At 61.7% G+C, this 22,785-nt stretch carries 22 protein-coding genes; 15 read left to right on the forward strand and 7 right to left on the reverse strand.

Annotated elements, in window-relative coordinates; translation table 11 throughout:
• The first annotated feature begins 4 nt into the window (after nucleotides 1-4).
• Complete coding sequence (gene coaE / locus D0550_RS06315; protein ID WP_116808262.1) at nucleotides 5-649, forward strand: dephospho-CoA kinase; 645 nt, start codon at nucleotides 5-7, stop codon at nucleotides 647-649.
• On the opposite strand, the gene D0550_RS06320 is transcribed toward coaE, so the two are convergent.
• A complete protein-coding gene (locus D0550_RS06320) occupies nucleotides 637-2,055 on the reverse strand; it encodes an OmpP1/FadL family transporter (protein ID WP_153067070.1) in 1,419 nt (472 codons plus the stop codon). The two genes, coaE and D0550_RS06320, sit on opposite strands and share 13 nt — an antisense overlap.
• Nucleotides 2,056-2,203: 148 nt before the next feature.
• On the opposite strand from D0550_RS06320, the gene D0550_RS06325 reads away from it, so the two are divergent.
• Nucleotides 2,204-3,076, forward strand: a complete 873-nt coding sequence (locus tag D0550_RS06325) for a DUF72 domain-containing protein (protein WP_116808264.1) — start codon at nucleotides 2,204-2,206, stop codon at nucleotides 3,074-3,076.
• Nucleotides 3,077-3,079: 3 nt separating this feature from the next.
• On the opposite strand, the gene D0550_RS06330 is transcribed toward D0550_RS06325, so the two are convergent.
• Nucleotides 3,080-4,552: an ABC transporter permease/substrate-binding protein gene (locus D0550_RS06330; protein WP_206606128.1), complete on the reverse strand. Its 1,473-nt coding sequence runs from the start codon at nucleotides 4,550-4,552 to the stop codon at nucleotides 3,080-3,082.
• Complete coding sequence (locus D0550_RS06335) at nucleotides 4,545-5,300, reverse strand: ATP-binding cassette domain-containing protein (protein WP_116808266.1); 756 nt, start codon at nucleotides 5,298-5,300, stop codon at nucleotides 4,545-4,547. Before D0550_RS06335 ends, D0550_RS06330 begins: the two co-directional genes overlap by 8 nt.
• A 116-nt stretch (nucleotides 5,301-5,416) precedes the next feature.
• On the opposite strand from D0550_RS06335, the gene D0550_RS06340 reads away from it, so the two are divergent.
• Together D0550_RS06340 and D0550_RS06345 are read left to right on the forward strand one after the other, a co-directional pair.
• Nucleotides 5,417-6,364 (forward strand): AAA family ATPase, encoded by a 948-nt coding sequence (locus D0550_RS06340; protein WP_116808267.1) that lies wholly within the window; start codon nucleotides 5,417-5,419, stop codon nucleotides 6,362-6,364.
• A 15-nt stretch (nucleotides 6,365-6,379) separates the two neighbouring features.
• Nucleotides 6,380-7,876, forward strand: a complete 1,497-nt coding sequence (locus D0550_RS06345) for a VWA domain-containing protein (RefSeq protein ID WP_116808268.1) — start codon at nucleotides 6,380-6,382, stop codon at nucleotides 7,874-7,876.
• A gap of 35 nt (nucleotides 7,877-7,911) precedes the next feature.
• On the opposite strand, the gene D0550_RS06350 is transcribed toward D0550_RS06345, so the two are convergent.
• The 4 genes from D0550_RS06350 to groES all read right to left on the reverse strand — a co-directional run bounded on the left by D0550_RS06350 (nucleotide 7,912) and on the right by groES (nucleotide 11,483).
• Entirely contained in the window at nucleotides 7,912-8,829 is a 918-nt protein-coding gene (locus tag D0550_RS06350; protein ID WP_116808269.1) for an SPFH domain-containing protein, read from the reverse strand.
• Nucleotides 8,830-8,881: 52 nt separating this feature from the next.
• On the reverse strand, nucleotides 8,882-9,319 hold the full coding sequence (locus D0550_RS06355; RefSeq protein ID WP_116808270.1) for an NfeD family protein: 438 nt from the start codon (nucleotides 9,317-9,319) through the stop codon (nucleotides 8,882-8,884).
• 183 nt (nucleotides 9,320-9,502) lie between these two features.
• Complete coding sequence (gene groL / locus D0550_RS06360; RefSeq protein WP_116808271.1) at nucleotides 9,503-11,146, reverse strand: chaperonin GroEL; 1,644 nt, start codon at nucleotides 11,144-11,146, stop codon at nucleotides 9,503-9,505.
• Nucleotides 11,147-11,192: 46 nt separating this feature from the next.
• Nucleotides 11,193-11,483, reverse strand: a complete 291-nt coding sequence (groES, locus tag D0550_RS06365) for a co-chaperone GroES (RefSeq protein WP_116808371.1) — start codon at nucleotides 11,481-11,483, stop codon at nucleotides 11,193-11,195.
• Between the two features lie 262 nt (nucleotides 11,484-11,745).
• Here groES and cutA point away from each other — a divergent pair, with 262 nt between their 5' ends.
• From cutA to purH, 11 genes are all read left to right on the forward strand, one after another.
• Nucleotides 11,746-12,084 carry a divalent-cation tolerance protein CutA gene (gene cutA, locus D0550_RS06370; protein WP_116808272.1) on the forward strand — a complete coding sequence of 113 codons (339 nt, stop codon included), beginning with the start codon at nucleotides 11,746-11,748 and terminating at the stop codon, nucleotides 12,082-12,084.
• A gap of 31 nt (nucleotides 12,085-12,115) precedes the next feature.
• Complete coding sequence (locus D0550_RS06375) at nucleotides 12,116-14,341, forward strand: protein-disulfide reductase DsbD (protein WP_116808273.1); 2,226 nt, start codon at nucleotides 12,116-12,118, stop codon at nucleotides 14,339-14,341.
• 136 nt (nucleotides 14,342-14,477) lie between these two features.
• Nucleotides 14,478-15,035 (forward strand): TlpA family protein disulfide reductase, encoded by a 558-nt coding sequence (locus tag D0550_RS06380; RefSeq protein ID WP_161965666.1) that lies wholly within the window; start codon nucleotides 14,478-14,480, stop codon nucleotides 15,033-15,035.
• 251 nt (nucleotides 15,036-15,286) lie between these two features.
• Entirely contained in the window at nucleotides 15,287-15,736 is a 450-nt protein-coding gene (gene aroQ / locus D0550_RS06390) for a type II 3-dehydroquinate dehydratase (RefSeq protein ID WP_116808276.1), read from the forward strand.
• A 59-nt stretch (nucleotides 15,737-15,795) separates the two neighbouring features.
• Nucleotides 15,796-16,254, forward strand: a complete 459-nt coding sequence (accB, locus tag D0550_RS06395; RefSeq protein WP_116808277.1) for an acetyl-CoA carboxylase biotin carboxyl carrier protein — start codon at nucleotides 15,796-15,798, stop codon at nucleotides 16,252-16,254.
• Between the two features lie 55 nt (nucleotides 16,255-16,309).
• Entirely contained in the window at nucleotides 16,310-17,653 is a 1,344-nt protein-coding gene (gene accC / locus D0550_RS06400; protein ID WP_116808278.1) for an acetyl-CoA carboxylase biotin carboxylase subunit, read from the forward strand.
• Nucleotides 17,654-17,659: 6 nt separating this feature from the next.
• Entirely contained in the window at nucleotides 17,660-18,598 is a 939-nt protein-coding gene (gene prmA, locus D0550_RS06405; RefSeq protein WP_116808279.1) for a 50S ribosomal protein L11 methyltransferase, read from the forward strand.
• A 10-nt stretch (nucleotides 18,599-18,608) separates the two neighbouring features.
• A complete protein-coding gene (locus tag D0550_RS06410; RefSeq protein WP_161965678.1) occupies nucleotides 18,609-19,820 on the forward strand; it encodes a DUF3426 domain-containing protein in 1,212 nt (403 codons plus the stop codon).
• Nucleotides 19,820-20,815 carry a tRNA dihydrouridine synthase DusB gene (gene dusB, locus D0550_RS06415; protein WP_116808281.1) on the forward strand — a complete coding sequence of 332 codons (996 nt, stop codon included), beginning with the start codon at nucleotides 19,820-19,822 and terminating at the stop codon, nucleotides 20,813-20,815. The genes D0550_RS06410 and dusB overlap by 1 nt, the downstream gene beginning before the upstream one ends.
• 134 nt (nucleotides 20,816-20,949) lie before the next feature.
• Entirely contained in the window at nucleotides 20,950-21,177 is a 228-nt protein-coding gene (gene fis / locus D0550_RS06420) for a DNA-binding transcriptional regulator Fis (protein ID WP_116808282.1), read from the forward strand.
• A 16-nt stretch (nucleotides 21,178-21,193) separates the two neighbouring features.
• Nucleotides 21,194-22,780 carry a bifunctional phosphoribosylaminoimidazolecarboxamide formyltransferase/IMP cyclohydrolase gene (purH, locus tag D0550_RS06425; RefSeq protein ID WP_116808283.1) on the forward strand — a complete coding sequence of 529 codons (1,587 nt, stop codon included), beginning with the start codon at nucleotides 21,194-21,196 and terminating at the stop codon, nucleotides 22,778-22,780.
• Nucleotides 22,781-22,785 lie beyond the last annotated feature (5 nt).

Raw genomic sequence — 22,785 nt, forward strand, 5'->3', positions numbered from 1 at the left:
CGCGATGAATCCGAGTGCTGAAAAGACTTTTCGACCCCTGTTGATAGGGCTGACTGGCGGCATCGCCAGCGGCAAGAGCGCCGTCGCGGAGCTGTTCGTGCAGCTTGGCGCACCGGTGTTCGATACCGATCAGATCGCACGCGACGTGGTCGAGCCGGGCACTCCGACGCTGGCCAGGCTGGTCGCGGAATTTGGCAGTGAAATCCTGGATGCGAACGGCCGCCTCGATCGCGCCCGCATGCGCACGCGAGTGTTTGCCGATCCCGCGCAACGCAAGCAGCTCGAAGCGATTACGCATCCGGCGATTCGAGAAGAATTGGCTCAGCGCGCGCAGCGCGCCGAAGGCCCTTATCAAATTCACGTCATCCCGTTGCTCATCGAAAGCGGCCGCGCCGACTTATACGATCGCGTCTTGCTGGTCGACACCAGCGAGGAAGCGCAGCTGGAACGTTTGTTGGCCCGCGACGGATCCAGCCCGGAACAAGCTCGACAGATTCTCGCCGCGCAGGCGTCTCGGGAAGACCGACTGGATGCTGCCGATGACGTCATCGTCAACACCGGCACCTTGCAGGATCTGCAGCAGTTCGTGCAGACCCTGCATCGCAACTACACGATACTGTCCGAGCGCATCAACGCTCAGAACTTGTAAACGACCTGCGCGCTGACGATATCGACGGCCGACTTCTGGTTGCCGATCAAGAAGCCTCGCGCAGCCGCATTGCCGTCATCCTGGCGCAACGGCACATCGTTGGCGAACAAGTGCGCATAGCCCATGTCGACGACCCACGCGTCACTCAGATTCCATTGCGCACCGATGGCGATCCAGGTGCGCTCCGAATCAGGCAGGCGCGCAGTACGCGTGCTGTCCGGAACGTTCGTCCCGTCGTAGGCCACACCTCCGCGCAACTTCCACTGATCGTTGAGCTGATACGTCGCGCCCACTGCGTAACGCCACGTGTCTTTCCAACGCTCCGGTGTCACCGACAGGACTTCGCCGGTGTCGCGCACGATGCGCAACTCTTGAATGCTGCTCCAGCCCGTCCAGGCGACATCGGCCATCAATTCGATCTTGCCCATGCGGTGATAAAACGAAGCGGTCGCGATGTCGGGCAGCTTCAGCTCTACGCTGGCCGGACCGGTCGCCAGCGCCGCGCCCGGCGCAGATGCTGCCGCGATAATGCCAGCGCCGATCAGATTCGATGACGTCGGCGCAGTGAATCGCACCGAACCTTCAACCGTGTAATCGATCGTTGAGCGATACGACAATCCCACGCGCGTGTCGTCGGAGAATTCGAACAGCACGCCGGCGTTGAATCCCCAGGCGTCGTCATCACCGCGCACTGCAGTGTGACCTTCGAGACCGGCGTTAGCTCTAATCAGATCCGGCACGAGCAGGGCGGGCACCTGGCCGGCGGCTACCAGGTTTTGCAAACCCTGCGCAACGACCGCGGTGTAGTTCACCGAGTTGGTCAGCTCGGCCTGAATGCGCTGATAGTTCGCGCCAATACCGAAGCTCAACTGCTTGTTCACGCGCCAGGACAACGCCGGATTGAAGTTATAAGTCTTGATCTCGTTGTTCAGCGCCTGGAAGCGGCCCATCCAGCCGTTGCCGTACTCCAGCTGCAAACCGAACGGCGCATTGATGCCGAAACCGAAAGCGAACTGATCGTTTATCGGCAGCGCGAAATAAGCGGCAGGTACCGCGTTCCAACTACCGGCATCGCCGCCTTCATCCCCCAGCGGCTGCCCGAGTGCGGCTTGGGAGTTTTCGTTGTGGAATGTGGAGCTGATTCGCACGCCGCTCGCCACCACGAGCACTTGCATATCGGTGAGCTTCGACATGCCGGCAGGATTGTAGAAAATCGTAGTAGCGTCGTCGGCGGCCGCCGTCGTTCCAGAGAAGGCAGTACCGAGCCTGCTCGCACTTTGTTCGAGCAATGCGAAGCCTGACGCGAACGCACTGCCAGACGCACAACACAGAAGCATGCCCACCGGCAATACGTACCGGCGACCTGCCAACGCGCGATTCACCGCAGACCCGATTTGTTTGTTCATGATGACGACCAGCAAATTTCAATGACATCTGCAACAGAATTCAACGCACGCTTGAAAGGAGAGTTCCGCGTTGCGACCTACGGAGCAATATCTCGAACAGTGCGAATGTGATGACGGCACCTGAAATGGCCGAGAATCGTTGCAGGACATGGCCCGCATACGAATTGGTATTTCCGGATGGCGCTATACGCCGTGGCGCGGGGTGTTTTATCCGAAGGATCTCGCTCAGCGCCTGGAACTGCACTACGCCTCGCGCGTGCTGCCGACGATCGAGATCAACGGCTCCTTCTATTCGTTGCAGTATCCGGCGAGTTACCAAAGCTGGCACGACGAAACCCCGGCGGATTTCGTGTTCGCGGTCAAAGGACCACGCTTCATCACGCACATGAAAAAACTTCGCGATGTGGAGACACCGCTCGCGAATTTCTTCGCCTCGGGCGTATTCAACCTGCGCCGCAAGCTCGGGCCCATACTCTGGCAATTTCCGCCCAACTTCAGATTTGACCGGCAAAAGCTCACAACATTCTTCGAGTTGTTGCCGCGCGATACCGCAGCGGCATTGAAGCTGGCGCGCCGCCGTGATTTCCGAATGACCGGACGATCGAGACTGGCGATCGATGCGCAGCGACCGCTACGACACGCGATGGAGATTCGCCATGAGAGCTTCTGCGACGCCTCGTTCATCGATCTGCTTCGCGAGCACAATGTCGCACTGGTGATCGCGGAAACAGCGCAGCGGTTTCCAATGATGCACGACATCACCGCCGACTTCGTGTACATGCGCCTGCACGGCGACAAGACGCTCTATCAGAGCGGCTACAGCGATCGGGCCCTGGACAAGTGGGCCAAGCGAATCGAGGCCTGGCATCGCGGCGGCGAGCTGCCAAGCACCCAGAAGATCACCAAGCACAAGCCACCGACGTCGAAGCCACGGGACGTCTATTGTTATTTCGACAATACCGATGTGAAGTTGCGCGCCCCTGTGGATGCACAGACGCTGATCAGAAAGCTGCGATTGTGATTCCTATTTCGCAGTGACCCAGCGACGTTCGATCCAGCCGAACACCCATTGGACGAGCAACGCGAGCAGTGCCGCGGGCACCGCGCCTTCCAGAATCAACTTGGTGTCATCGAGCCGGATGCCCGTAAGAATGGGTTGACCATAGCCGCCCGCACCGATCAGCGCGCCGAGCGTCGCCGTGCCCACATTGATCACAGCAGCCGTTCTCACGCCAGCAAGCATCGAGCGCGCTGCGAGCGGCAACTCGACGTAGCGCAACCTCGCGATGCGCGGCAGGCCAAGCGCTTCAGCAGACTCGCGCAGATCGCGTGGAATATCGGCCAACCCAGTGTGCGTGTTTCTCAGAATCGGCAGCACGCTGTACAAGAACAGGGCGACAATGGCTGGCGCATAACCGATGCCGAGCCACGGGATCAGGAACACCAACAACGCCAGCGCTGGCAATGTTTGCAGGATATCGGCAATCGCAAACACCACCCGTCCGACACCACGACGATAGAACGCGATGATGCCCAATGGCACCGCGACGACCACCGCCAAGCCGAGCGAGATGCCCACCATGGCCAAGTGCTCGCGCGTTCGCTGCCAGATGCGAGCGAAGCGTGACTGCACTTTCGCTTCCGCACTCACATGCAATTGATCGCGCAGAAAGCTTGCCGCGATCTGCGCCTCGGGCTCGCGATCCAGTGCAGCGCGCGCATTCATCTTGGTCATGGTCATTTCATTGATTTGCCCGCCGAGACGATTCAACGAGCCTCGGATCGCGTCGGGCACGTCATTGCGACACAGGATGATGGCGTCATAGACGGGGAAGAACCTGGCATCGTCGATGAGCGTAATCAGATCATAGTGGACGATCTCCGCATCCGTGGAATACAGATCGGTGACGTCCAGCGAGCGCGACTCGATCCCGCGATAGGCAAGATCATGCGACAGGCCGCGAACATCCTGTTGAGGCAACCGGTAGCGAGCGCGAATGCCTGGCCAGCCATCCGCCCGCTCCATGAACTCGTTGCTGAAGCCAAACCGCAGCGTCGGATGATTGGCCAGCTGCGACATGCGCGTGAGGCCCAGCTCGGCCGCTCGATCGCGCCGCATGCCGAGCACGTAGGTGTTGTTGAAGCCCAGCGATTCCGACGTCCAGATCGACTGCCTAGCCAACACCTCGCGCAGTTCAGTATCGCTGCTGATGTTCTGGTTCGAGAAGATCTCGGTGCGAAGCGTCCCGGTATATTCGGGATAGCATTGGATATCGCCGCGGATCAGCGCGCTCCACAGCACCCGCGTGCCGCCGAGCTGACGTCGATGCTCGGCGTCGAAGCCGGCCTCCTCCGTCAGCTGAGTGGCGATCTCGCCGAGAATCACTGACTCGGTAAATGCCTTGGAGCCGATAACGGTCGTTGCCGCGAGCGTCGCTGAACTGAAGCTCAGCGCGACCATCGCCAACATTACACCAAGGCAGCGCAAGTCAGGCATCGAGCGCCTCTGCATGTAGACCCCGCTGCGCTTTCACGAAGTCACTGACGAACTGCTCGGCGGGCGCGTCGATGAGATCTCGATAGCTGCCCCGCTGCACGATCTTGCCGTCACGCATCAGCACGATGTTCTGCGAAAAGAACGCCGCTTCCGCCATGTCATGGGTCACCAGCAGCACCGATTTCTTCAGGCGCTGAAACAAACGGCGCAGATCCTCCTGCAAGCCATGCCGCACCATGGGATCGAGCGCGCCCAGCGGCTCATCGAGCAGCAGTACGGCGGGATCGAGCATCAATGCGCGCATCAGGCTGATGCGCTGACGCTGGCCGCCAGAGAGGTCGTTGGGGAAACGATCCAGTGCGTCGCGAGGCAACTGCACGAGCTCGGCCAGCTCGGCGACTCGCCCCGCAATCCATTGCCGGTCGCGCTTCAGGAAACGAGCGGCCAACGTCACGTTGTCCACCGCGCTCAAATGCGGGAACAGACCGCCGGACTGGATCACGTAACCAATGCGATGCCGAATCTCCAGCAGGTTGTCCGGAGCCAGCGCGCGATCGGTCACGAAAACCGTGCCCTGCTGCGGCCAGACCAGTCCGGCAGCGAGCTTGAGCAGCGTCGACTTGCCGCAGCCGCTGGGCCCGATCAGCGCGACGGTCTCGCCCGGCTCGACCCGCAGGCTGACATCGTTCACCGCGACCGCATGGTCATAGCGGTGAGTGACATGCTCGAAGGCGATGGCGCAGCTCATGAGCACGGAAGCTTAAAGCAAACCTCGCATCCCTCCCACCCAGCAGTCCAAATCACCACCGCCCAGCCAGTGCCGGCGCTGGCTGATTGCATCGGCGCTGTCCGAGGTGGACACTCATGACCATGGCCGATATTCCAAGCATTGCCGCGTCCGTCCCCTCGTTGAAGCAGCACCTGGAGGCGCACCGCTACATCTGCTCCGATCAGATCGCCACTGCGGTGTATCTCGCTTATCACCTGCGCAAGCCCGTGCTGATCGAAGGCCCACCCGGCGTTGGCAAGACCGAGCTTGCCAAGACCACGGCCGAGATGTTCGAGCTGCCGCTGATCCGCCTGCAGTGCTACGAAGGGCTGGACGAAGCCAAGGCGCTGTACGAGTGGAAGTACGGCAAGCAGCTGCTCTATACCCAAGTGCTCAAGCAGACGCTCGATGAAGTTCTGCAAGGCGCGAAAGGCTTTGCCGAGTCCGTGAAGCGGCTGCATGAGTTCGGCGATATCTTTTTCTCCGAGGAGTTCCTGGAAGCTCGGCCGCTGCTGAAGGCGCTGCGCGAAGAGCGCGGCTGCGTGCTGCTCATCGACGAGGTGGACAAGTCCGATCACGAGTTCGAGTCGCTGCTGCTGGAACTCCTGTCGGACTACCAGGTTTCGATTCCGGAGATCGGCACGGTAAAGGCGCGGCACACACCGCCGCTCGTGTTCCTGACCAGCAACAACACGCGCGAGATCTCCGACGCGCTCAAGCGCCGCTGCCTGCATTTGTACATTCCGTTTCCGGACATCGCGTTGGAACAGCGCATCGTCAACGCCCGAGTTCCGGAGATCGCTCCGCACCTGCGTGAGCAACTGGTTCGATTCATTCACGATCTGCGCGAGCTGGACCTGAAGAAAGTGCCCTCGATCAGTGAGACCATCGACTGGGCGCGCACGCTGCTGCTGCTGCACGCAGATCGGCTCGACTCAGAGCTGGTGCGTAACACCATGAACGTGATCCTGAAGTTCCAGGAAGACATCGAGAGCGTGCAGCCCGAATTGCGCAACCTGACCGACAAGGCGGCCCGTTCCTGACGAAAGCATCACGTCATGGACCAGTTGCTCACCAATTTCATTCGGGCGCTGCGCAACGCCGATGTCCGTATCTCCACGGCGGAAACGCTCGACGCGTTCAGCACCGTGCATTTGGTGGGCTATCGCGACCGCCAGCTGTTGAAAGACAGCCTCGCGCTCGTGCTGCCCAAGACGCCAGACGAGAAAGCGGCATTCGACACGTGCTTCGATCAGTTCTTCTCGTTCAGGGAGCGCTCGCCGCTGCCGACATCGGACGCGCTCACAGACGACGGCGCCAGCGAGACGACCGATGCTGACGGCGCTCAGCCGGGAAATGCCGATGCCGGCGGCAGCGGCGATTCGCAGGGCAAACGCACGGGGCGCGGCCAAGGCCCAAGCACTGCGACGCAATCCGTTCGCGAAAGTGCCGACAGCGCCGAATCGCTCGATAGCGGGGAGATGTCCGCTGCTCAATCCGCGCTCGGTCAGCTGCTCACGCGAGCGAACACAATCGAGATCAACATAGCCATCAGCGCGGCTGGCCAGCAAGTCAACGTGCATCAGATCGAGCTGTTCACGCAGAAAGGCGTGTACACCCGACGCATTCTCGAGGCGATGGGCCACGCCGAGCTACAGCAGGAAATATTCACGCTGACGACGAGCGACGCCATTCCCGATCGCCGGTTGGCGCAGGATCTCGGACGACGACGCGATTGGTTGCGTGAGCGAGTGCGTGACCATGTCGAACATCAGTTTCTGTTGCACGCCGATGTCACCGGCCGACGACTGCGTGAGAGCCTGCTTCGCAACCTGCGACTTTCGACGCTTGAACAGCGCCACCACCGCCTGCTTCAGGATCTCGTGCAGCGGATGGCGAGAAAGCTCGTTGCCGCCTACTCGCGCCGACGCAAGGTGTTTCGTCGCGGCCAACTGCACGTGCCACGCACCCTTCGACGGAATCTGAAATACGACGACGCGATCTTCGACCTGCAGTGGAAGTCAGTGAAGACGGACCAGCCCAAGGTCTTCGCGATCTGCGACGTCAGCGGCTCGGTCGCGAACTACGCGCGCTTCATGCTGATGTTTCTTTACAGCCTGGAGGAAGTGCTGCCGAAGGTACGCTCGTTCGCCTTCTCGTCCGATCTCGGCGAAGTCTCCGATCTGTTCGCCCGCAACAACATCGACGACGCGATCGCGCTGGCGCTGCGTCAGTACGGCAGCGGCTCGACCGATTACGGCCAGGCCCTGGCCGATTTCCGCAAGCTCTGCCTCGATGAAATCGACAAGCGCTCCACGGTCATCATGCTCGGTGACGCGCGCAATAACTACAGCGACACGCGCACCGACGTTCTCAAGGAAATTTACGACCGCGCACGGCGCGTGATCTGGCTCAATCCCGAGGCCCGATCGATGTGGAACACCGGCGACTCGGAGATGCGCCACTACTCGCCCTACTGTCATCAAGTGGACGAATGCGGCACGTTGACACAACTCGAGCGCGTCGTGAGCCGGCTGCTGCATTCACAGCGGTAAGAAGGGGACAGATAGATCCGTCCCCTCTTTGAGGATCAGCTGGTCTTGTTCTGCTGCTTCACGACGCTGGTGGCCATCGCGATCATCGAAGAGATGTCGCTCAGCGTCGCCGGCACGATCAGCGTGCTCGACGCCTCGTCCGCCAGCCGGCCGAACTGCTTCACGTACTCTTCGGCGACCCGCAGCTGCATGGCTTCCATACCGCCCTGACCCGCCAGCGCGATACCAACGCGCTTCAAACCTTCGGCAGTTGCAGTGGCAACGGCAAGAATGGCTTCAGCCTGACCCTGCGCCTCATTGATCTGCTGCTGCTTCTTCGCCTCGGATTCCTTGATGACGCGCTGTTTCTCGCCTTCCGCCTGGTTGATCTTGGCGTCGCGATCGCCTTCCGACGTAAGCACCACGGCGCGCTTCTCTCGCTCGGCGCGCATCTGCTTTTCCATCGCGTGCAGCACGTCCTTGGGCGGGTTGATGTTCTTGATCTCGTAGCGCAGGACCTTGACGCCCCACGCAGCCGACGCATGATCCAGCTCGCTGACCACATTGGCATTGATCGTGGCGCGCGCTTCGAACGTGCGATCGAGATCGATCTTGCCGATCTCACTGCGCAGCGTAGTCTGCGCCAGCTGGATGATGGCAAACCTGTAGTTGGTGATGCCATACGAGGCGCTGCGCGCATCGAGCACCTGCATGTACAACACGCCGTCGACGCCGACCTGCACGTTGTCCTTGGTGATACACACCTGCTCGGGAATATCGAGCGCCTCTTCCTTGAGCGTATGTTTGTAGGCGATACGCTCGACGAACGGCACCAGGATATGAAAGCCCGCCTGAATGGTCCGGCTATAACGACCGAGCGTTTCGACCACGAACGCGCTCTGCTGAGGCACGACGATGGCGGTCTTCATCAGGACGATGAACACCAGCACAAGGATGGCCAGCACCACATACATGGTTGCGCTCACGGGAACCTCCGGGTTTTGTGACTAAAGAAAGGCAGACGCGTCAGGCACTCGCGCGCACCAGCAGAACCAGGCCGTCGACGCGTGCGATCACCGCCTCGCGACCGGCTTCGATCGTCGTTTCATCGACGTTGCGCGCAGTCCAGGAAGAGCCGCGATAGTCGACGCGGCAGGTTTGTGACGGCTCCAGTCGCACCGGCACCGTGACGTGGTCACCGACGGTCAAGCGCTCTTCGACCTGGCCGGTGCGGTTGCGCACGATGTCATACGCACGCTTGCGGAAAGTGACCATCGAAACGACGGCGAGCACGGACAGCGACAGCCATTGCGCCCAATCCGGCAAATTTACGCCAGTGAGGCCGAGGAAGCCGATGATGGCGGCGGAGATGCCGAAGAACACCAGGTAGAACTGCGCGTCGAGCACGAACATCTCGAACGCGAGCGAGATCGCGGCGACGATCATCCAGGCCCACCAAGCCATGACGCTCCTCCTTTGCAGCTCGTGCAGATCTTACCAGGGACTGAGCGACGCGCCGGCATCCTCACCGGCAGTGAACCGCGATTGGCCGAGAGAATCCCGCCCTAGACCGGCGGGGAAAAGAAAAGCCCCGCCGAAGCGGGGCTTTTCGAGGATCGAATCGATCCGGTCGCGAGACCGGGTCGATTACATATCCATACCGCCCATGCCACCCATGCCGCCGGGCGCGCCGTGAGCGTGATCAGCCTCTTCCTTCGGGGCTTCGGCGATCATCACTTCGGTCGTCAGCAGCAGGCCGGCCACGGAAGCGGCGTTCTGCAGGGCCAGACGCGTCACCTTGGTCGGATCCAGGATGCCCAGGTCGAGCATGTCGCCGTAATCGCCGGAAGCGGCGTTGTAGCCGAACGTGCCCTTGCCTTCCTTCACCTTCGCCAGCACCACAGCGGCGTCTTCACCCGCGTTGGTGACGATCTGACGCAGCGGCTCTTCGATCGAGCGCGACAGGATGCGGATGCCGAAGGCCTGATCTTCGTTCTTGCCTTCCAGCTTCTCGACAGCCTTCTGCGCACGGATCAGCGCCACGCCACCGCCGGGAACCACGCCTTCTTCAACGGCGGCGCGGGTGGCATGCAGCGCGTCTTCGACGCGAGCCTTCTTTTCCTTCATTTCGATCTCGGTGGCAGCGCCGACCTTGATCACGGCAACGCCGCCAGACAGCTTGGCAACGCGCTCCTGCAGCTTCTCCTTGTCGTAGTCCGAAGTGGCTTCTTCGATCTGACGACGGATCTGCTCGACGCGAGCCTTGATGTCGCTGTTCTTGCCCTTGCCGTCGATGATGGTGCTGTTTTCCTTCTCCACCACGATCTTCTTGGCTTCGCCCATGTCGTTCAGGGTCGCCTTCTCCAGCGACAGACCGACTTCGTCGGAGATCACGGTGCCACCGGTCAGCACTGCGATATCCTGCAGCATGGCCTTGCGGCGATCGCCGAAGCCCGGGGCCTTCACAGCGGCAACCTTGACGATGCCACGGATGGTGTTCACGACCAGGGTCGCCAGCGCTTCGCCTTCGACATCTTCAGCGACGATCAGCAGCGGACGGCCAGCCTTCGCGATGCCTTCCAGCAGCGGCAGCATTTCGCGGACGTTGGAGATCTTCTTTTCGTACAGCAGGATGTACGGGTTGTCGAGCTCGGCAGTCTGGTTCTGCTGGTTGTTGATGAAGTACGGCGACAGGTAGCCGCGGTCGAACTGCATGCCTTCGACGACATCCAGCTCGTTCTGCAGGCCCGAGCCTTCTTCGACGGTGATCACGCCTTCCTTACCGACCTTCTCCATGGCGTCGGCAATGGTCTTGCCGATCGACTCGTCGGAGTTCGCGGAGATCGTGCCGACCTGCGCGATGGCCTTCTGATCCTTGCAGGGCTTGGAGAGCTTCTTCAGCTCTTCCACAGCAGCGGCGACGCCAGCGTCGATGCCGCGCTTGAGGTCCATCGGGTTGGCGCCGGCGGCAACGGCCTTCAGGCCTTCGCGCACGATCGCCTGGGCCAGCACGGTGGCGGTGGTGGTGCCGTCGCCAGCCTCGTCAGAGGTGTTGGAAGCGACTTCCTTCACCATCTGCGCGCCCATGTTCTCGAACTTGTCCTTGAGCTCGATTTCCTTCGCGACCGACACGCCGTCCTTGGTGACGGTGGGGGCGCCGAAGCTCTTCTCGAGCACCGCGTTGCGGCCCTTGGGGCCGAGCGTGGCTTTGACCGCGTTCGCCAGGATGTTCACACCCTTGAGCATGCGCGCGCGCGCGTCATCGCTGAAACGTACTTCTTTAGCTGCCATGTGAGTTCAACCTCTAATTCGGAAATTCTTGGGAGGGAGCGATCGATTACTTCTCGATCACGGCCATGACGTCTTCTTCACGCATGACCAGCAGCTCCTCGCCGTCGACCTTCACTTCGGTGCCGCTGTACTTGCCGAACAGAATGTTGTCGCCAACCTTCACGTCCAGGGCGCGCACTTCGCCGTTCTCCAGGATCTTGCCCTTGCCGACGGCAACGACCTTGCCCTTGATCGGCTTCTCGGTGGCCGAGTCCGGAATCACGATACCGCCGGGGGAGGTACGCTCCTCTTCCAGGCGCTTGATGATCACGCGATCGTGCAGGGGGCGAATCTTCAGTTTGTCAGCCATAGCTCAAACCTCGGCAAAGCTAGTTTGCGAATGGATTGATGTGGAAAAGTCGGTTGTTCGAAATCTTGGGGGCGGAACGCCACGGCTGAGCCGTTAGCACTCACCCCAGGCGGGTGCTAATAATAGGCAGCGAAAGGGATATTTCAAGTCGAATTTGGCGCTCGTGATGACCCCCATGTAACCCGCAGGGCACTGCCATCCGAGCCTGCAATTGGCTATGCTGCGCGCCGCGTCACGCGAGTGTAACCCCATGACCGAGCAAGTGATTGTGGCTCTTTCGACCTGCCCGGACGAGGCCACCGCCAGGCGTCTGGCCGAGGCTTTGGTGGGCGAGCGATTGGCAACCTGTGTGAATCGGGTGGCGGGCGTGGCCTCGACCTACTTCTGGGACGGCCGTCTCCAGGACGACGCCGAGATTCTGTTAATCATCAAAACCACGGCGGGGCGGCTGGCGCAGCTGGAGGCACGATTGCAGGCCCTGCACCCTTACGAATTGCCGGAGCTGCTGGTCCTGCCGGTGCTGGGCGGGAACGAACGCTATCTGCAGTGGGTCCGAACCGGCGTGGGCGAAAACACCGAAGGCGAATAACTTGAACATCGACAGGCATCGATCTGGATGGATGAGCTGGCTCGCAGCGGCGGCACTGGCCTGGCTCGCGCTCGCCCAACCTGCTCTGGCGAAGGATGACTTCCTGCCGCCCCAGCAGGCCTATCGGTACACGATCGACGCCGCCGGCGATCGCATCGTGGTCCGCTGGCAAGTCGCGCCGGGCTACTACCTCTATAAAAAGAAGATGGGCGTGGCCTCGACCATGGCGACCGTGCAGCTCGCCGAACCCGAGTGGCCCAAGGGTGAGGACCACACCGATGACTATTTCGGCACGCAGGAAATCTATCGTGGCAGCGTCGACGTGCCGGTCGCATTCACGGTCCACGGCGCCGAGCGGCCCAAGAAACTCGCCCTCGAATTGAAGCTGCAAGGCTGCGCCGATGCCGGCCTGTGCTATCCGCCGCAGCGCTGGAAAACCGAGATCGATCTGCCGGCGGCCGCAACCGTAGCCAAGAGCGCGGGCGGCGCTGGATTGAGCTCGCTGTTCAAATCGAAGTCGCCCGGCGGCAATAAACAAGATGACTTCCTGCCGCCCGACGAAGCGTTTCGTTTCGGCGCTGGCATGGAGCAGCCGGACTCGGTAGCACTGACGTGGATCATCGCCGAGAACTACTACCTTTACAGAGATCGCATCCAGGTCACGACCGACACGCCGAACGTGACGCTGGGCAAGCTGCAGCTGCCCAAGGGCGATCCGAAACACGACGAGTACTTCGGCGACACCGAGGTCTATCACGAAGTCCTCGAAGCCTCGCTGCCGATTGCGCGCCCAGCCGGCTCGGGCGGCACCTTGAATCTGAAAGTGACGTATCAGGGCTGCGCCGAGGATGGGATTTGTTACAACCCCATCACCAAGAATGTTTCTTTGGAGCTGCCGCCGTCGGATCGGGCGACGACACTGAATGCTGCGTCATCGCCGCAAGCACCAGTCGCTGAGCAGGATCGCCTCGCCTCGCTGATCCGCGACGGTAACTTGCTGGCTGTGCTCGCCACATTCTTCGGCCTCGGCGTGTTGTTGTCGTTTACCCCGTGTGTGCTGCCGATGATCCCGATTCTCTCCGGCATCATCGTGGGGCAAGGCGGCACTGTGACACCCACTCGCGGCTTCTCGCTTGCGTTCACCTATGTGCAGGGCATGGCGCTGACCTATGCCGCGGCCGGCGCAGCGTTCGTGCTCGCATTCAAGCAAGCACCGCAGGCGTTCTTCCAGCAGCCGTGGATCATCACGCTGATGACCTTGCTGTTCGTCGTGCTGGCGCTGGCGATGTTCGGCGCCTTCACGCTGCAGCTGCCGAGCGCGCTGCAGACCAAGCTGACCAATGTCAGCAATGAGCAGAGGTCGGGAACATACGTCGGCACGTTCATAATGGGCGCACTGTCGGCGCTGGTCGTCACTGCTTGTGTCGCACCGGCCATCATCGCGGCGCTCTCTGTCATCAGTCAGACGGGCCAGATCGCACGTGGCGCCGGCGCCTTGTACGCAACCGGCTTGGGCATGGGCGTGCCGCTGCTGATCGTCGGCGCATCCGCCGGCTCATTGCTGCCGAAAGTGGGACCCTGGATGGACACGGTGAAATCCCTGTTCGGCGTGCTGTTCCTCGGGGTCGCGGTTTATCTCGTTTCGCCGCTGCTGCCCGAAGCTGCCGTGATGCTGCTGTGGTCGCTACTCGCGGTAGTGTCCGGCTTCTGGGTGTTCTCCCTCAAAGCGCGCGATGGTGGTCCGGCCGCCGCGCCGCTGCGAGCACTGGGCCTGATTGCAGTGGTTTACGGCATCCTGTTACTGATCGGCGCGGCCTCGGGCAGCAAGGATCCGCTGAAACCGCTGGATCGACTGGCCGCGGGCGGTGGCGCAAGCACGCAAGAACACGAGCTTGCCTTCCAGCGCATCAAATCCGTTGCCGATCTGGAAAACGCCGTCGCCGCCGCAACCGCCGCGGGCCGGCCGGTAATGCTGGATTTCTATGCAGACTGGTGCGTGTCGTGCAAGGAGATGGAGAAGTACACCTTCCCCGATCCCGGCGTGCAATCGCTGCTGGCCAACGCTGTGCTGTTGCAGGCTGATGTGACCGCCAACGACGATGCGGACCGCGCCTTGATGAACCGCTTCGAGATCTTCGGCCCGCCGACCATCGCGTTCTACGGCGCCGATGGAGTCGAACGTAAGGACTTCCGGCTGGTAGGATTCGTGCCCGCCGAGCGCTTCCGCGAACACGTGAAAGCTGCATTCGGCAGCTGAGCGGCGAGAGCCGCGCCTAATCGAGACAGCTGATATGAAACCCATTGGATACGTTGTGGTCGCCCTCGTCGCGGCGGCCGCGGGCTTCGGCATCTATCAATTCGCGCTCGCGCCTCGCGCGAATGTCGAACAGCCAATGAGCGCCAACGAAGCGGCGCCCATCGACTCCGACGCGACTGAAGACGATGCGCTCCCCGAAATCCTCCCCGACTTCACGCTCGCCAATCTCGAAGGCCAGCCCCAGTCCATCCGCAGCTGGCAGGGCAAGTCGATGATCGTCAATTTCTGGGCGACCTGGTGCGCGCCCTGCCGCCGTGAGATTCCGCTGCTGAATAAGATTCAGGCGGAGCACGGCCCGGAAGGCTTCCAGATCGTCGGCGTCGCCGTGGATTTCCGCGACGACGTGCTGAAGTACGCCAAGGAGATCGGCATCGACTATCCGCTGCTGATCGGCGAGGAAGACGGGCTCGATGCGGTCACCAAGTTTGGCCGCGGCTCGCTGGGATTTCCCTTCACGGTATTTACCGACAACCAGCAGCGCCTGGTGCTGTTCCACCTCGGCGAGATCCATCCGGAGCAGGCCGAAATCATGCTGGCCACGGTCCGCAGGGTGAACAGCGGCGAATTGACGCCGGCTGCGGCCCGCGCCGTTGCAGCCAAGCAACTGCAAGAATTGCCGCCCGCCAAAGAGTAAAGCTAGCCGACACCACTGAATCGGCTATGATGCCTGCCCGGTTTTTCCGGCTCGCACGCAGTCAAGCGTGTTTTTCCGGCGTTTGAGCCGAACCAACGCGATCGTCACGCTGTTGCAGATTTGCCCACGAGACGGCCGGAACTGGCCGCGATCGTGGTGCAATCGTGGCGCAGATCATCGCCAAATTGCTCCCAATCTGGTTAAACTCGCCGCCATCTTCGGTAAAGTGAATCCGGCGCGCCCATTCCTGCATGGCTCATCTGCTACTCCTCAATGGTCCCAATCTCAACCTGCTCGGCACGCGCGAGCCGGGGACGTATGGGTCTGTGACGCTGGAGCAGATCGTCAACCGGGCGAGCCAGCTGGCTGCGGAATCCGGCCACCACCTGTCGGCGTTCCAGAGCAATGCCGAGGCCGAGCTGATCAGCCGCATTCATGAGGCGCCGGGCTCGCACGTCGCCTGCATCATCTTCAATCCCGCGGCCTTCACGCACACCAGCGTGGCGCTGCGCGATGCGTTGCTGGGCGTGAAGATTCCTTTCATCGAAGTGCATCTGAGCAACGTGCATGCGCGGGAGCCTTTCCGCCATCACTCTTATTTCTCCGATATCGCCATCGGCACGATTACGGGACTGGGTGCTTTCGGGTACGAGCTGGCGCTGCGCGCGGCGGCCAACTACCTGGCACTCCCTCGTAAGTAACATCTGGCATTTTTCGCACTCTTTCCGCGCTCCCGCAGGAAAAGAACAAGAGGATCCGTATGGATATTCGTAAGGTCAAAAAACTCATCGAGCTGCTCGAGGAATCCGGCATCGCCGAGATCGAGATCAGTGAGGGCGAGGAGTCGGTGCGCATCAGCCGCTATCCGCAAGGCGGCGCGCCCGCGCCGGTCGTGCACTATGCAGCTCCGCCGGTTGCCGCACCCGTTGCCGCTGCCCCCGTCATTGCCGCAGCTCCTGCTGCCGCGCCTGCTCCGAGCAAGGCCGATCACACCGTGACGGCGCCGATGGTCGGCACCTACTATTCCGCCGCCTCGCCGGGCGCGAAGCCCTTCGTCGACATCGGCACCGAGGTCAACGTCGGCGACACTCTCTGCATCATCGAAGCCATGAAGATGATGAATCAGATCGAGTCCGACAAGTCCGGCCGCGTCACGGCCGTGCTGGTGAAGAATGGCGATCCGGTCGAATTCGGCCAGCCCCTGTTCATTATCGAATAACCCCAACGCGTGCCGGGCGCGCTGCGCGCCCGCACAGCCGTAGCAAACATCAAACATGCTGGAAAAAGTAGTCATTGCCAATCGCGGCGAGATCGCGCTAAGGATTTTGCGCGCCTGCCGTGAGCTCGGCATCAAGACCGTCGCTGTGCATTCCACAGCCGACTTCAATCAAAAGCACGTGCTGCTCGCGGATGAGTCGGTGTGCATCGGCCCACCGGCATCCAAAGAGAGCTATCTGAACATGCCGGCGATCATCAGCGCCGCGGAAGTGACCGACTCGGTCGCGATCCATCCCGGCTACGGCTTCCTGTCCGAGAACGCGGACTTCGCCGAGCGCGTGGAAAAGAGCGGTTTCATTTTCGTCGGCCCCAAGCCCGAAGTGATTCGCATGATGGGCGACAAAGTGTCGGCCATCCGCGTGATGAAAGCGGCCGGCGTGCCTTGCGTGCCCGGCTCGGGCGGCCCGCTCGGCAGCGATGCCGATGAAAACTTCCGGATCGCCCGCGAGCTCGGTTATCCCGTCATCATCAAGGCTTCCGGCGGCGGCGGTGGCCGCGGCATGCGCGTCGTGCACAGCGATGCAACGTTGATCAACGCGATCAACGTGACCCAGGCCGAAGCGTTGGCCGCGTTCGGCAACGCCGAGGTCTACATGGAGAAGTTCCTCGAGAAGCCGCGTCACATCGAGATCCAGGTGCTCGCCGACAACTACGGCAACGTGGTGCATCTGGGCGAGCGCGACTGCTCGCTGCAACGTCGCCATCAGAAAGTGATCGAAGAGGCCCCCGCGCCCGGCATCACGCCGAAACAGCGCAAGGCCATCGGCGATCGCTGCGTCGCTGCCTGTCGCGAAGTCGGTTATCGCGGCGCCGGCACGTTGGAGTTCCTGTATCAGGATGGCGAGTTCTATTTCATCGAAATGAACACGCGCGTGCAGGTGGAGCATCCGGTGACCGAAATGATCACCGGCATCGACATCGTGAAAGCGCAGCTGCGCGTCGCCTCGGGCGAGCGCCTGCCCTGGACGCAGAACGACATCCAGTTCCGCGGCCACGCCATCGAGTGCCGCATCAACGCCGAAGATCCGAAGGGCTTCATTCCCTCGCCGGGTCCGGTGAAGTTGTTCCACGCGCCGGGCGGCCCGGGCATCCGCGTCGACAGCCATTTGTACAGTGGTTACACCGTGCCGCCGTACTACGATTCGATGATCGGCAAGGTCATCGCGTACGGCGAGGATCGCGACACCGCGATCGCCCGCATGAAGAACGCGCTGTCGGAAATGGTCATCGAAGGCATCAAGACCAACATCCCGCTGCACCAGGAAATCTTCAACCACGCGGCCTTCAAGGCCGGCGGTTTGGATATTCATTACCTGGAACGTCGTCTCGGAATCAAATAATCGGCCATGCCTTTTCTGCAGCTCATCCTTCCGATCGGCGCAGCCGACCCTGCGCCGTACGAGGATGCGCTGCTGGCGGCCGGCGCCTCCTCCATCACCCTCGAAGACGAGGGTGATGATCCCGTTCTCGAACCGCTGCCCGGAACGACGCCGCTGTGGCCACGCGTGCGCGTGAAGGCCTTGTTCGAAGGCGACGCGGATCGCGACGAGATCTTGCGAATTCTGGATAGCGAGCTGAGCGGCGCGCTGCGGGAGCCCTTGAGCCGCATCGCTTTCGAAACACTTGCGGATCGCGCGTGGGAGCGCGAATGGCTGAAAGATTTCAAGCCCATGCGTTTCGGCCAGCGGCTGTGGATCTGCCCGGGCGGCCAGCAACCCGATCCGGAACAACTGCGCTCCAGCCCATCGCCCGTACTGATCGAACTGGATCCCGGCCTCGCGTTCGGCACCGGCACGCACCCCACCACGGCGCTGTGTCTGGAATGGCTGGACACGGCCGAAGTCGCCGGCGCGCGAGTCATCGATTTCGGCTGCGGCTCGGGAATTCTCGCGATCGCTGCGGCCAAGCTCGGTGCGGCCGAGGTCCTTGCGATCGACATCGATCCGCAAGCGCTGCTGGCGACTCACGACAATGCTGAACGCAACGGTGTCGCGCCTCTCATTAGCGCCCGCCTGGTCGACAGCAAGGCTGAATCGCACGAGGCGCCCGCCGACATTTTGCTCGCCAATATCCTGGCCGGGCCTTTGGCAAGCCTTGCAGCCGTTTTCGCAGGCCGGGTCCGCGCCGGCGGCCGGCTGGTAATGTCAGGAATTCTGCGGAATCAGGCGGAAGCGGTGGCAAGCACGTATGCGCCGTGGTTTGATATCGCCCCTGTCGTCGTCCGAGACGACTGGGTGCGCCTCGACGGCGTGCGCCGCCCGACCCCACCGCCGCAGATTCCGTGATGATCCGAGCATGCTGACTCAGTGTCCCAGCTGCCAGACGACATTTCGCGTCACGAGCGAGATTCTCCGTGTCGCGCACGGTCAAGTGCGCTGTGGCCGCTGTCAGACGCAGTTCGACGCGCTCGAGCGCCTGATCGAAGAAACCGACGACGGCGCGATCGAAAGCGGTCAGTTCATGCGCCCGCCGCGCGCCATCCCGCAGCCACCGCCGCCGCCCGGGCAGATTGAAGTCGAGGAGCCGGTCGAGCACGAGGACATCACGCTCGAAGGCCGCCACATCGAAATCAGCGGCGTGTACGAGGCCATCGACGAGAGCGGCCAGGGCCAGCCGCAGATTCGCGAGGAAGTGATCGAGGAATGGGTGGAGCTCGAACAGGACGATGCCACCATCGACGGCGACGTCGATTCCGGCAAGGTCCCCGAGCCCGAAGTCCTCGATATGCGGGAAGAATATTCCAGCGTCGCCGATGAGGATGCCGCCCTCGAAGCCGCCGCGGCCGAGATCGAGGCCGAGCGTGCCGCTGCAAAATCTGGTCAATGGGCACGACGCGAGCCTCAGCCTCAGCCGCAGGCAAACTTCACGAACACTCGTGTACGTCCGCCCGCGGGCACGCGAACCCGGCGCAATCCGCGCGCAATCACAGTTGACGAATCGTCAGCACCGGTCGACTTCGATTTTCCCACGCAGCAGCAACGCGCCGAGACCCCGTCGCCGCTCTGGACCCTCGTCGCCGTGCCGCTGGTTCTGCTGTTGCTCGTGCAAGTTGTACATCACTACCGCGCCACTCTGGCACGTCATCCGCAAATCGGTGCGCCCTTGCAGAGCATGTATGGCGCGCTCGGCCTGACGTTGCGGCCTGATTGGAACTTGCATGCTTATGAGGTGCGTCAATGGGGCGTGATTGCCGACCCGTCCGCGCCAGGCACCCTGAAGGTGCGCGCCAGCGTGAAAAATCTCGCCGACTTTCCTCAGCCCTACCCGTTGCTGAAGCTGGTGCTCGAGGACCGCTGGGGCGATCAGGTGCGCGCGCGCGAGTTCGACCCCTCGGAATATCTGGATCCCACCACTGCGCCGAATCGCATGCTCGCGCCCGCTCAACAGAGCAACGCCAGTATCGCCATCGTCGATCCTGGCCCGGACGCTGAGGGCTTCCGTTTCGACGTCTGCCTGCGTGGCGCCAAAGGCCCGGTCTGCGCCACTGACGTGCCGGGCAAGCTGTAATGCGCATCGGCCGTTACGAACTGGTCAACAACCTCGCGCTCGCGCCCATGGCGGGTGTGACCGATCTGCCGTTCCGATTGTTGTGTCGACGCATGGGAGCGGGCATTGCCGCTGGAGAAATGCTGACTTGCGATGTGCGTTTATGGCACACCGAGAAGTCGCGCCGGCGCATGGATCACAGTGGCGAGCCCGAGCCGCGCGTCGTGCAGATCGCCGGCGGCGATCCGCAGATGATGGCCGAGGCCGCGCAACGTAACGTCGACGCCGGCGCGCAAATCATCGATATCAATATGGGCTGCCCGGCCAAGAAAGTTTGCAATAAGGCGGCAGGCTCGGCGCTGATGCGCGACGAGCCGCTCGTGCAGGCGATTCTCGAAGCGGTTGTCAAGGCAGTGAACGTGCCCGTGACATTGAAAATGCGCACCGGCTGGGATCCCGAGCATCGCAATGGCCTCACGATCGCGCGCATGGCTGAAGCCAGCGGCGTGCAGGCGCTGGCGATTCATGGCCGTACGCGAACCTGTATGTATCGGGGCGACGCTGAGTACGAAACCATCCGCGCCATTAAGCAGAATGTGTCTATTCCGATTTTCGCCAATGGTGACATCGACTCAGCAGCGAAAGCGAAGCACGTACTTGAACAGACGGGCGTAGATGGCTTGATGATCGGGCGCAGCGCACAAGGTCGCCCGTGGATCTTTAGTGAAATTCTCGCCGTGCTGAACGGAGAATTTTTCGTCGCGCCTTCCATCGCGGAAGTCCGTGATATCATGCTCGCTCACTTGCGCGATCTGCATGCTTTCTACGGGGAGGAGGCGGGAGTCCGGGTCGCGCGTAAGCACATCGATTGGTATGCGAAGAGTCGCGCGTCTGCGCCGGCTTTACGACAAGCCGTGATGCAGGCGACTGACGCGACGACACAAATCGATCGCGTCCAGGCGTATTTCAATGCGCTCGAAGAAGCGCCGGAAGAGAGTCTGTCAAGCGCGGCCTGAGTTGGTCGCGCGCCAGCGAGGCACGCGACGTGGACGAATTTTTGATTGCAGAGAATTTTGGCGGAGAGGCCATGGCCCCCAGAAAAAAAACCAGAGCTCGCCGAGAGCCGCTGGCACGACCCGCGACGCGGGCGATGCCGTTGAGAACGATGACGGCGGAGGCGCTCGATTCCTATTTCGCGACCTTGAACGGCCACAAGCCCGGTCAGCTGTACGATCTGGTGCTGCGTGAAGTGGAAGAGCCGCTGTTCAAAGCCGTGCTCGACTATGCGGAAGGCAATCAGAGCCGCGCCGCCGATATTCTCGGCATCAATCGCGGCACTTTGCGTAAGAAGTTGAAGACCTACGGTCTGGCAAATTGAGAGAGATCGACAGCCCATGTCCTCTGTTCCGTCTTCTGCTGGTGTGCGTCGCGCGCTGCTGAGTGTTTCGAATAAAGATGGCCTGGTTGAATTCGCGCAGGCTTTACAACGTCGCGGCGTAGCGATTCTCTCGACCGGCGGCACGGCCAGCCTGCTCGAGAAGCATGGTGTAGCGGTGACGCAAGTTTCGTCGCACACCGGCTTTCCCGAAATCATGGATGGGCGGGTCAAGACGCTGCATCCAAAAATTCATGGCGGCCTGCTCGGTCGCCGTGACATCGACGACGAAGTCATGCGCACGCATGGCATCGAGCCCATCGATCTGGTCGTGGTGAATTTGTATCCGTTCGCGGCGACCATCGCGAAGCCCGATTGCACTTATGAAGATGCGATCGAGAACATCGATATCGGCGGCCCGGCGATGGTGCGCGCCGCTGCCAAGAATCACGATCGTGTGACAGTGATCGTCGATCCGCTCGATTACGCCGCGGTCCTCGATGAACTGAACGCCGCCAATGGCGTGGTCTCCGAACAAACACGCAAGCGTCTCGCCGCCAAGGCGTATGCGCACACCGCGAGCTACGACGCTGCCGTCGCCAGTTATTTGACTCGTGTCACCCAGCCCGAGCAGGGTGCGAAGACCGAATATCCCGAATCCCTGTCACTGCAGTTCGGCAAGCGTATGGATCTTCGCTACGGCGAGAATCCGCATCAATCGGCGGCGTTCTACGCTGTCGCCGATGCGCCCGGCGCCAGCATCGGCACCGCCAAGCAACTGCAGGGCAAGCAACTCTCGTACAACAACATCGCTGATGGCGACACTGCATTCGAGTGCGTGCGTCAGTTCGATGAGCCGGCGTGTGTAATCGTGAAACACGCAAATCCGTGCGGCGTCGCTGTCGCCGGCGACACACTCGCTGCTTACGATCGTGCGTTTCGCACCGACCCCACGTCGGCATTCGGCGGCATCATCGCGTTCAATCGCCCGCTCAACGCGAACACCGCGCGCGCCATCGTTGAACGTCAATTCGTCGAGCTGATCATCGCTCCCGAAGTCGATGCGGAAGCGTTGGAAATTTGCGCACGCAAAGAAAATGTCCGCGTGCTTACGACCAGCGGCCTTGCGCCGACCGGCATCCGTCACGAATATCGCAGCGTGAACGGCGGCTTGCTCGTCCAGACGCGCGACGAAGGTCGCGTCAGCCGGAGCGATTTGCGCGTCGTCACCAAGCTGGTGCCGACGGATGAGCAGTTTGCCGATCTGCTGTTCGCCTGGCAGGTGTGCAAGTACGTCAAGTCCAACGCCATTGTTTATGTGAAGGACCGCATGACTCTCGGCGTCGGCGCGGGCCAGATGAGCCGGGTCGTGTCGAGCCGCATCGCGGCGATGAAGGCGAAGGACGAAGGCCTGGAAGTCAAAGGCGCGGTGATGGCGTCGGACGCGTTCTTCCCGTTCCGCGATGGCCTCGATGTCGCCGCCGAACTCGGCATCAAAGCCGTGATCCAGCCGGGCGGCTCGATGCGTGACAATGAAGTCATTGCCGCAGCCAACGAACATGGCATGGCCATGGTGCTGACCGGCATGCGACATTTCAGACACTGACGACA

The sequence above is a fragment of the Steroidobacter cummioxidans genome, assembly GCF_003104955.1.

Coding starts and splice junctions, on each gene's coding strand:
- D0550_RS06335 (WP_116808266.1), bottom strand. CDS start 5,300: ATGAGCTGCGCCATCGCCTTCGAGCATGTCACTCACCGCTATGACCAT.
- D0550_RS06345 (WP_116808268.1), top strand. CDS start 6,380: ATGGACCAGTTGCTCACCAATTTCATTCGGGCGCTGCGCAACGCCGAT.
- D0550_RS06410 (WP_161965678.1), top strand. CDS start 18,609: ATGCTGACTCAGTGTCCCAGCTGCCAGACGACATTTCGCGTCACGAGC.
- D0550_RS06330 (WP_206606128.1), bottom strand. CDS start 4,552: ATGCCTGACTTGCGCTGCCTTGGTGTAATGTTGGCGATGGTCGCGCTG.
- dusB (WP_116808281.1), top strand. CDS start 19,820: ATGCGCATCGGCCGTTACGAACTGGTCAACAACCTCGCGCTCGCGCCC.
- fis (WP_116808282.1), top strand. CDS start 20,950: ATGCCGTTGAGAACGATGACGGCGGAGGCGCTCGATTCCTATTTCGCG.
- D0550_RS06320 (WP_153067070.1), bottom strand. CDS start 2,055: ATGAACAAACAAATCGGGTCTGCGGTGAATCGCGCGTTGGCAGGTCGC.
- groL (WP_116808271.1), bottom strand. CDS start 11,146: ATGGCAGCTAAAGAAGTACGTTTCAGCGATGACGCGCGCGCGCGCATG.
- D0550_RS06355 (WP_116808270.1), bottom strand. CDS start 9,319: ATGGCTTGGTGGGCCTGGATGATCGTCGCCGCGATCTCGCTCGCGTTC.
- D0550_RS06375 (WP_116808273.1), top strand. CDS start 12,116: ATGAGCTGGCTCGCAGCGGCGGCACTGGCCTGGCTCGCGCTCGCCCAA.
- prmA (WP_116808279.1), top strand. CDS start 17,660: ATGCCTTTTCTGCAGCTCATCCTTCCGATCGGCGCAGCCGACCCTGCG.
- D0550_RS06340 (WP_116808267.1), top strand. CDS start 5,417: ATGACCATGGCCGATATTCCAAGCATTGCCGCGTCCGTCCCCTCGTTG.
- cutA (WP_116808272.1), top strand. CDS start 11,746: ATGACCGAGCAAGTGATTGTGGCTCTTTCGACCTGCCCGGACGAGGCC.
- D0550_RS06350 (WP_116808269.1), bottom strand. CDS start 8,829: ATGTATGTGGTGCTGGCCATCCTTGTGCTGGTGTTCATCGTCCTGATG.
- aroQ (WP_116808276.1), top strand. CDS start 15,287: ATGGCTCATCTGCTACTCCTCAATGGTCCCAATCTCAACCTGCTCGGC.
- D0550_RS06325 (WP_116808264.1), top strand. CDS start 2,204: ATGGCCCGCATACGAATTGGTATTTCCGGATGGCGCTATACGCCGTGG.
- accB (WP_116808277.1), top strand. CDS start 15,796: ATGGATATTCGTAAGGTCAAAAAACTCATCGAGCTGCTCGAGGAATCC.
- coaE (WP_116808262.1), top strand. CDS start 5: ATGAATCCGAGTGCTGAAAAGACTTTTCGACCCCTGTTGATAGGGCTG.
- purH (WP_116808283.1), top strand. CDS start 21,194: ATGTCCTCTGTTCCGTCTTCTGCTGGTGTGCGTCGCGCGCTGCTGAGT.
- accC (WP_116808278.1), top strand. CDS start 16,310: ATGCTGGAAAAAGTAGTCATTGCCAATCGCGGCGAGATCGCGCTAAGG.
- D0550_RS06380 (WP_161965666.1), top strand. CDS start 14,478: ATGAGCGCCAACGAAGCGGCGCCCATCGACTCCGACGCGACTGAAGAC.